Raw genomic sequence first — 9,022 nt, 5'->3', positions numbered from 1 at the left:
TTTCATCTGGTACGAGACGGGAATCAAGTTTCGCTGGAGGCTGCTGCAGGGCTGTTGCAAGATGCTGCGCGAAGGCGGCGACGAGCTTGCGCCATGACCAAAGCGCCAGGCCCCACAGAGCGACCAAAAACATCAGGCCTGTTCCTTGGACTGGCAGCAGGATCATGCCGAGTGCCGCCAAGCCCGCCAGCGCAGGCATGAGCACTAAAGTGGCACGCAGGCTACGCTCCATTAGCCAGCCGGCCAGCAGCGTGCCAACGAAGTTGGCGACACCAAAACCCAGGAGCATCAGAGACAAACCGTTTACATCTATATGGACAACGCTTTCAAGAGCGGGGCGAATATAGGTGAACAATGCATATTGCCCAGTATGGGCCAGTACGCAGCCCAACATCCCGATCCCGATCCCCGGGCGACGGAGCAATCGCAGTACCGATGTGGTGCGCGTCATCGTGCGCGGCGCCATACGGGGCAGCGTGAACAATTGAAACAAAAGTGTTAGCCCTCCGACAGCCGCGGCTGCTATAAATGCACTGCGCCAGCCATATATGCCCCCTAAGTAACTGCCCAGCGGTACGGAAACGACCGTCCCGATGGCGATGCCGCTGAATAATCAGAACGGCTAAAATGAGCAAGCAAAATCAAATTTTTCCATTGTCTAATCTCGTCAGTGAACTATTGACAAGTACTGAAGCATCAGCGGGCAAGACTGAACTTTCATTAAAAATATTAAAAAGATATGTCCATTTTCGATCTCGTCCTCAATATCTCTCCCTCCTTCCATCGCCAATGTTCAATTCGGATTGAAGGTGAGGCCACGGGACTGGCCACATTTGAAGCCCTTCAGACAGGCCTTCTTCCGCGCATTACACATAGTTTGTCAGTCGAAAGTGAACAAATGGCGACACTCCATAGACGTTCTTCCGCCATGTTAATGGAGTGGGATGAACAGTGGAATCAGCTTGGCTTGGATGGAATTAGCATTAACGGAGTTTTCGGTTCCTCGAGTTCGAAGCCTCAGTTGTTTTCGTTGTGGAGTCCGAAAGAAGGGTGCGCTGCACACACGATGCTGGCTGCTGTGTTTGAATGTTTGCCCTTTGACCGTTGCAGCGGGCCTGCTGGCGAACTGCTCGAGATTGTGCGGAGCTATTTAGACCTGCAGCCGCCCGTCAGCATCATCAACTATAAGCCGACGCATCTTCGGCTTGCACCGTGGGTGCATGCAAATGACGCGTGCGAGGTCGAAAGCCATTTGCGGATGCTTGCCGATGACGGTGACTTGATAGTTGATGCGTCCGGTATGGAGCGATTTTGCGGAGCGCTAACGCAGCTACTGCCTGTTGAGCATCTGCTGAAAAGACGTGGGGAAGTACGTTGGATAGTCCGCAGCGAGTTTTCAAATGCTCTCATACAGGCTGGTGTTGCACAGTCTATGATTGAAATTGTTCCAGCCCTTCCGATTTCGCGCAAGGGTGAACCGATAGTGCTCGGCGGTATTTTTGTGGGTTCTTCAGAATTGATTTCTTTTGCCAAAGCCGGAGAAAGGATGCAATTGGTTCGCAGTTTTAGAAAAGAATACTCACTGACGATCGAGCAAGCCTCTAAGGCTGCAGCGGAGCTAATGGAAATTGTCGCATGCCATCCAATGCATTGAAGGAAACAAAAGCACGTTTTTCTTCGCTCAATTTCCAGTGATGAATCGGCGCCAGTAGCTTAGACGCTCCTGGGACATAGTTCTTGAAAGATGAAAAACCGATGGATCGTGTTTGGCATGGGCGTCCTGCCAGGCACCTGGTGTGCGATCTCGTAGCTGCCCGCTCCAACGACGAGATCGGGTCTGGCCTATCTATTCAGCTCTGCAATGATGCATTTAAGTTAAAGTGTTGCGTTGATCGATTGAACCCGCAGCCAAAAGCACCTTTGTCAGTGATGGATTTGCTCAGTTCCCTTCTGCCTGAATCGCGACCATGAAGAATCAATACCGTGTAACAAAATATGACCCCTCGCTGAGAGATGCGACAGGCGGATACACAGGCTGCGATTGGACTTCGCGATCTGATATCGGACGGGTATTTGACGGTGGGATGCTGTCTGAGGCGGTGTATCTGAATGTTGAAAATAGCTACCTGTCCGCTATGAAAAGTTTCCTGGATGAGGCAGGTATCGAGTCATTGGCGTTGACGGCATTGGAATGTCGCGACGCCCCCGCAGATGGCTTTCTGCACCGGGGGAACCTATCTATTGCTCAAAGCCTCGATTTCGCGCGTCTTGTCCTTCGCGAAGAGGCCTGGGGAAAACTCGTCGTGCCAGGCAAGGCGTATGTCCATTTTGGCTATGACTACTACATGTACATCGGAGTACCCTCGAAATGCGAGCGGTCGATTGCGATCGCACGCGATCTAGGTCTATTTGTCGAACGAATTCGCTCGCCTCATCTTCGTCAACAGCCATTCAGATAAGTTACCCGACTTCGGATGAGGCAAACGAGTCAGTGCAGTGGTTTAATGTACCCGTCAGTCAAAAAGTAATCGAGTGGGATGGTCCCGCGTCGACACCAAAGAGCACTAAAGCACCTCTCAGCCCGCCTAAATGCGGGCTGTTTTCGTTTTCAGCCTGGCACTGTCTGGCAAGTTTTCACACCACCAAGCCCCCCTCCCGCTACTATGAACTGCCCGGAGCAATCAGCTGCATCCGCCCGCATGGTCGTTGCCACCGTGCGCGGCGATGAACATGGCGACTGCGGACCGGCAATAGGATTCGATTTCGTTGTCGTCCTCCGCTATCGCTTCATTGAAGCGTGCGATGATCAGCAGATCGGAACCTTTTAACAGCGCGGCAAACAAGCGGGCGGACCGGCGAGGATCGGGCACATGCAGAACCTCCTTCGCGTGCAACTGACGCAACAGGGCCTCGATTTGGGCGATGACATGGGCGGGGCCTGCTTCATATTGGAGCTTGCTTAGCGACTGTTGATTCGTCTTGTCGGCCATGATCATGGCTTCGATACGACGGACGTCCGGGTTCAAGAACGTGCGAAGCAGGGATGATCCCACCGCCATGAGCTGATCCTCGGCCGAACCGTCTACGCCTTCAAACAGGGCCTGCGGTGCAAACTGATGGCAGCGGGCCGCGATGGCAGCGCTAAACAGCGCCTCCTTGTTCTCGAAGTGCCGATAGATGCTTAGCTTGGATATCTTCGCCCGCTGGGCGACCTTGTCCATTGTCGTCGCTTGAAAACCCAATTCCACAAAAAGCTCGCACGCCGCGTCGGCGATCGTTTGGCCAAGCGCCTCGTTGGTTGGCCGGCCGCGCCGGCCCTGATTTTTTTCAGTCATAAAAATTCCAGTACTTGACAGTATCCAATTCTTTAATTAGGATACCACATAGTATCCAAAACGTGCAAACCCAATGGACAGGTTATTGCGCGCCAAGCCCTACCCAGCCCTCACCCACACACGGAGTCCATCACCATGAATGACGTCATCATTATCGGCGGCAGCTTTGCTGGCCTCGCCGCCGCCCTGCAGCTCGGCCGTGCCCGCCGCAAGGTCACGGTCCTCGACAGTTGCCGGCCGCGCAACCGCTTTGCCGGCCATTCGCATGGTCTGCTCGGCCACGATCACAAGCCGCCGCTGGACATCCTGGTCGAGGCGCGGCAGCAGCTGGCGCGCTATCCAACGACCAGGCTGGTCACTGCCCGTGCCGAATGCATCTCCGGTACGATCGACGATTTCTGCGTCGTCACTGACGATAACGAAAGCCTAAGGGCACGTCGCCTGATCCTGAGCTATGGCGTCGTCGATCAAATGCCTGATATCCCGGGCTTCGCCGAAGGCTGGGGCACGTCCATTGTGCCCTGCCCCTATTGTGACGGTTTTGAAGTCGCCGGCCAGCATTGGGGCCTTGTCTGGTCCGGTCCGCAGTCGCACAATTATGTCAGGCTGTACGGCGATTGGACCGAAACGCTGACGGTCTTCGCCGATGGGCACGACATTCCACCCGATATCCGGGCCGATCTGGCGCGCCGCAACATACCTGTCGTCGATGGCCGAATCATGGAAATCACCCGACACGGAGGCGAAAGTGCCACTGTCAAGCTCGATACCGCCACCAATGTCGCGGTCGACATCCTGTTCGCGCATCCGCGCAACAAGCCGTCCGCAAGCCTGCATGAATCACTGGGCCTCGCTACAGTCAATACGCCACTGGGCATCGCCATCAAGGTCGACGAGCGCCGCGAAACCAGCATACCCGGCATCTACGCCGCCGGCGATCTTGCAAACCCAGCCATGGCCTCGGTCACCACGGCAATATCGCAGGGCGCAACGGCGGGTATCTCCGCTCAGCAGTCGATGCTGGTTTGAGGGCACAGATTTGTGATGAGCATGGCCATCGAACCCGACAGCGCCGGTGTACGCATCCCTCCGCCCGTCATCTATCCGGGAGCGCTGCTGTCGGGGTTGGCGGCGGAGCAGATCGAACGTGCGGCCGCGCTCGCAATTCCTCACCCACTCACGGTCATGAGATCCTCTCCGCGCAGGTCGAGGACCGCCATCGGTTCGCCGCACGGCATGCGATGGAGGTCGTCCCCCGACGTCGACCACTTCCTATACATCGAGGCCCCGAGGCGATCGCGGAACGGATCGCGGCGTGGGGCCGACTCGTGTCATTCCCCCCTGCCTCGACAAAAGGGGTCTAGTCAGGAACAAATCAGAACAAGGAGATAGCATGACAGAGCAAAATGCCTATCAGGTCGCCGACTGGAATGATCAAAGCGGAGAGCGCTGGGTCGCAAACCAGGCCCGGCTTGATGCCATGGTGGCGGTGTTCGGCCAAGCCGCGATCGAAGCCGCCGCGCCCGCGACGGGCGAGCGCGTGCTGGACGTCGGCTGCGGCGCAGGCGCGTCGAGTCTGGCTCTGGCCGCCCGCGTCGGCGCGCAGGGGCAAGTGCTGGGCGTGGACATATCCGAATCGCTGATCGGCCGCGCACGCACGCTTACGCCACAACATACGCCGGCCCAGTTCCAGGTAGCCGACGCCAGCAGTGCCGATTTGCCGGAAGGCGCGTTCGACATCCTGTTCTCGCGTTTCGGGGTGATGTTCTTCGGCGATCCAACAGGGGCATTCGCCCATATGCGACGCGCGCTGCGGCCGGGCGGGCGGGTCGCTTTCGTCTGCTGGCGCGGCGCGGCCGAGAACGAATGGGTGCGCCTGCCGATGGGCGCGATACAGGGAATCGTCGCGCTGACCGCGCCGCCCGATCCCGAAGCGCCCGGCCCGTTTTCGTTCGGCGAGCGGGATCGGGTGACGCGCATCCTGACGGCAGCCGGTTTCACCGATATCGCTATCGCGCCCTTCGATGCTTCCGTCCCGTTCGGCGAGGGCGGAACGCGGGACGCTGCGATCGACGACGCGGTGAAGATGGCGCTCGAGGTCGGCCCGCTGTCGCGCGTGCTCGCCGCTCAGCCCGATGAGATCCGTGCCCGCGCCGCGGTCGCCGTCCGTACCGTCTTCGCGGGCCGCCCCGGCGAGCGCTCGGTGATGATCGACGGCGCGGCATGGATCGTCACGGCGCGCAATCCGGCAAGTTGACACGGATTAACACGGGGGACGCCCACCGCTTGGTGGAACGGGGCGCCTTGGGCCGGGCAGATTGATATCCCGTCTGGCATGGCTCTGACGCCACTGGCGCTGCGATGAAAAATGTGCCGTCTAGGATGTCCGACTTTATTGTTCGTCCAGATAAAAATATGAACTTGCAGGGACTGCTGAAGGTCGCGACCGACCGTTTCCGCCCGGCCGATAGCAGACGACATGCGTGGCTTAGGCTTTGAGAGCAAGGAAGAGATATGATAGGCGTAAGCCTGCTTGATATGAAAACGGCCGCAGGAAGCGGCCGTATCGTTTGGGACTGGACAATGGACGAAAATCCCATTGCCCCAAGTTTGCCCCAAGTTCGTATTCAGACAAAAGATGAAATCCTGAGTCATTGAATACAAACGAAAAATTTGGTGGGAAGTGCAAGTTTCGAACTTGCGACCCCTGCAGTGTGAATGTCGAATTAGCGGACATTACTGGACATCAGCGGACCACCCGTTCATAGGGAAAAGCTTGATTTTCGTCCGGCGAGATCCGTCAAAATGCGCTATAGTTTTTCATACTTTTTTCATACTCCTGCCAGTGGCAAGGAGCATCTTTCCCTATCCTTTTCCCGTGTAGGCATTCGCAGGATAGTAGCATGGGCGACAGAATTGATACCGTCACTGCACGCGGCAAGTTAACTGCCCGACGCGATCCGTATTGGCAACGGATCAGCCAGGGATTGTTCGTCGGCTTTCGCAAGATGACGAGCGGCACAACTGGCACTTGGATGATCCGGTACCGTTCAGAAAACCGCAAACAACTGCAACAATCATTAGGTTCGCTTGAGCAATTTCCGGCATTTGAACGTTTTGACAGGGCTGTCGATGCGGCTAAAAAATGGATTACTCACCTTCATCAAGGGGGATCAACTGAGAGTAGCACAGTGATGGACGCCTGCAATGCGTACACAACAAAAATTAGAGAACTGAAGGGTAGCAAGGCCGCCGACGATCTTGACGCACGATATCGTCGCTGGGTCGCCATTGACCCGGTTCACCGGATTGAACTAACAAAGCTCACGCGGGAACATATCCACTCCTTTCGAAATCGTATGGTAGCCGCGCCAGTTAAGGTCGGCAAGTCGGCAATCACCCGCGCACGATCCAAAGATACCGTCAATCGAGACATAGCGGCCATACGCGCAGCACTCAATCAAGCACTTTCTGATGGGAAGGTGACCAGCGACTTCGCCTGGCGCATCCCGCTGGCGGCCTTCAAGAACGTCACCAAACGGCGTGAACTTTATCTAGATCGCAATCAGCGAAAAGAATTGATTCGCATGGCACCGCCAGATCTGGCGCAGTTCATCAAAGGCTTGTCAATGCTGCCACTAAGGCCAGGCGCACTTGCCGCCCTGCTCGTTGCTGATTTCGACACCAAATTCGAAGTATTGAAAATCGGCATAGACAAGAGCGGGGCAGCCAGGAAATTCAAAATTCCACCAGAAATTTCCCAATTTCTTAGGGAGTGTACGCAGGATCGACCAAGCACCGCACCGCTCCTTGCCCGTGCTGATGGAAGCGCATGGAATAAAGACTCCTGGAAACATCCGCTCAAGGCCGCAGCCAAAGACGCGGGACTACCATCAAACACCGTCGCCTACTCCCTTCGACACGCGGCAATCACCGACTTGGTTCACGGTGGACTGGATCTACTGACCGTCGCACAGATTAGCGGCACATCAGTAGCAATGATCGAAAAATACTACGGCCATTTGAGAGGAGACGTCGCCGCCGGCGCACTAGCAAAACTCGTGCTTTAGTTCGCCTAGCAAATCTCTGAATATATCGCCAGCATCTAGATATACAGCCAAGAGACAGGAATGCCTGGTGAATACCGGCACGACGTTCAGAGCGAATACTCAGCCGACGAAAAAGGCGGCGCTTGCCGAGCGCGCGTTCGACTAACCAGCACCATTTTTCCAACTGCTTGCGCGACTCGATGCCGTAGCAGGCAAGCTTGGCGCAATACCTCTGCCGCGTAGCCAGGCGCGTTGGGCGCGAGACGCATATATCTTTACTGATTCATGCTCAGTTTATTGTTGGCAATCAAGCCGGTCTGGCCATTCACGCCAGCGTTCGCGATGACGCCGACAGTCACCGTTAAATCCCCTACCGCCTGGGAAATCAACCTATTTCCGTCCCCCGGGCCGGTGACGCACTGCCCCCCGTGCCGACGACCATCCAGTTATTACTGACGGTTTTGTTGCCCTCCAGACGTACAAGGTCGTCGTCACTGAGTTGATGCGCAACCTGAGCTGGCCAGCAAGTGCGTTTTGACAACGACGCCACTCACACGGATATTGATATCGTTTGCTGCCATCAACACCCGCTTAAGTGTCCAGTCCCGTTTGATCATAAACGCGCTTGACGAATAGGTCCGGCTTCTTTTTCTGCCATTCTTTGAGCGCCTGGATGGGTGTTTTTGCACCGATGGCCCGTTGTGGAATATGGTGGTTGTAAAGCTTTAAATAGTTGAGCAAGGTCGTCTCCAGATCGGCGCGGCTGTCGAATCGGGTCTGCTGCAAGAGCTCGCTGATACGGCCGTTGAATCGTTCGACCATGCCATTCGTTTGCGGATGCCGGGGCGGTACCAGGCGGTGTTCGATGCCCATGGCGGCGCAGACTTGATCGAAGGCGTGCTGGCCACTGGGCTTCCTGTCCGTTGTTGTGAAGCGGTCGGTGAATTGCGAGCCGTTGTCGGTCAGCAGTTGAATGATCTTGATCGGCGAGGCCAACTTGAGCCGGCGCAGAAAGTCGACGCTGCTTTTGTCTGTCATAGCACCGTAGATATGCAGGAACACCCAACGCGTGGCCCGGTCGATGGCCACGAACAGATAACGGCGCGAGGTTTCGTCTGGCATCTGCGGCAAGTATTTGACGTCGACATGAACAAAGCAGGGCTCGTAGTCCTTGAAGGTCTTCTTGGCCGAGATTGTCTCGCCCTCGGCCTTGGGAATCACGTCTTCCAGGTGGGCCATGCCTTCGCGTTTGAGCAAACGGGCAATGCCCGAGCGCGAGACGTCGGGATGGATATATTGCCGGGTAATGTATAGCAGGTCGTCGAGCGCCAGATAGAGCGACTGGCGCAGTGAGAGCACGATGGCCTCCTACGTCGCGCTCAGCGTGGTATGCAGCGTATTGGCTCGGTGCGAACGGTCTTGTACATCGTCCCGTTTGAGCCACTTGGCAGCCGTGGCACGGGTGATGTTGAAGACCTTGGCGGCCTCGCGGTCGGACAGTCCGGACTCATTGATTTCCTGCCGGATTTTCGGGGTGGTGCGGGCTTGAGGGCGAATGCGTGAGTTCATGGACTGAAGTTTATGCGATGTGCTGAAACCGGTGGGACGATCTCGGTGACAAACCGCCGATCAACTCGT

The 9,022-nt window shown here is 56.4% G+C and carries 7 protein-coding genes and 1 pseudogene; 5 read left to right on the top strand and 3 right to left on the bottom strand.

Annotated features, from left to right (window positions below; genetic code table 11):
* The coding region (locus AC1Q6X_RS23225) for an MFS transporter (protein WP_492498535.1) at positions 1-550 on the bottom strand (550 nt) is incomplete at its 3' end.
* Positions 551-739: 189 nt separating this feature from the next.
* Here AC1Q6X_RS23225 and AC1Q6X_RS23220 point away from each other — a divergent pair.
* Positions 740-1,654: a hypothetical protein gene (locus AC1Q6X_RS23220; protein ID WP_492498533.1), complete on the top strand. Its 915-nt coding sequence runs from the start codon at positions 740-742 to the stop codon at positions 1,652-1,654.
* 313 nt (positions 1,655-1,967) lie between these two features.
* Positions 1,968-2,459, top strand: coding sequence for a hypothetical protein (locus tag AC1Q6X_RS23215; protein WP_070223482.1), 492 nt, complete (start codon positions 1,968-1,970; stop codon positions 2,457-2,459).
* Positions 2,460-2,681: 222 nt separating this feature from the next.
* Here the strand turns inward: AC1Q6X_RS23215 and AC1Q6X_RS23210 are convergent, their stop codons facing one another.
* Positions 2,682-3,335, bottom strand: a complete 654-nt coding sequence (locus tag AC1Q6X_RS23210; RefSeq protein ID WP_409028540.1) for a TetR/AcrR family transcriptional regulator — start codon at positions 3,333-3,335, stop codon at positions 2,682-2,684.
* 135 nt (positions 3,336-3,470) lie between these two features.
* Between AC1Q6X_RS23210 and AC1Q6X_RS23205 the strand changes: the two genes are divergently transcribed.
* From AC1Q6X_RS23205 to AC1Q6X_RS23195, 3 genes are all read left to right on the top strand, one after another.
* Positions 3,471-4,364 (top strand): NAD(P)/FAD-dependent oxidoreductase, encoded by an 894-nt coding sequence (locus AC1Q6X_RS23205; RefSeq protein ID WP_492498532.1) that lies wholly within the window; start codon positions 3,471-3,473, stop codon positions 4,362-4,364.
* 364 nt (positions 4,365-4,728) lie between these two features.
* Positions 4,729-5,592: a class I SAM-dependent methyltransferase gene (locus AC1Q6X_RS23200; protein WP_492498531.1), complete on the top strand. Its 864-nt coding sequence runs from the start codon at positions 4,729-4,731 to the stop codon at positions 5,590-5,592.
* Positions 5,593-6,238: 646 nt separating this feature from the next.
* A complete protein-coding gene (locus AC1Q6X_RS23195) occupies positions 6,239-7,405 on the top strand; it encodes a tyrosine-type recombinase/integrase (RefSeq protein ID WP_492498530.1) in 1,167 nt (388 codons plus the stop codon).
* 570 nt (positions 7,406-7,975) lie between these two features.
* Here AC1Q6X_RS23195 and AC1Q6X_RS23190 read toward each other — a convergent pair.
* Positions 7,976-8,953 (bottom strand): annotated as a pseudogene (locus tag AC1Q6X_RS23190) (IS481 family transposase).
* Positions 8,954-9,022 lie beyond the last annotated feature (69 nt).

Source organism: Janthinobacterium sp. GW823-FHT06H09 (assembly GCF_058794735.1).
Note: the sequence above shows the minus strand (reverse complement) of the source record. Positions and strands in the feature narration are given on the sequence as shown.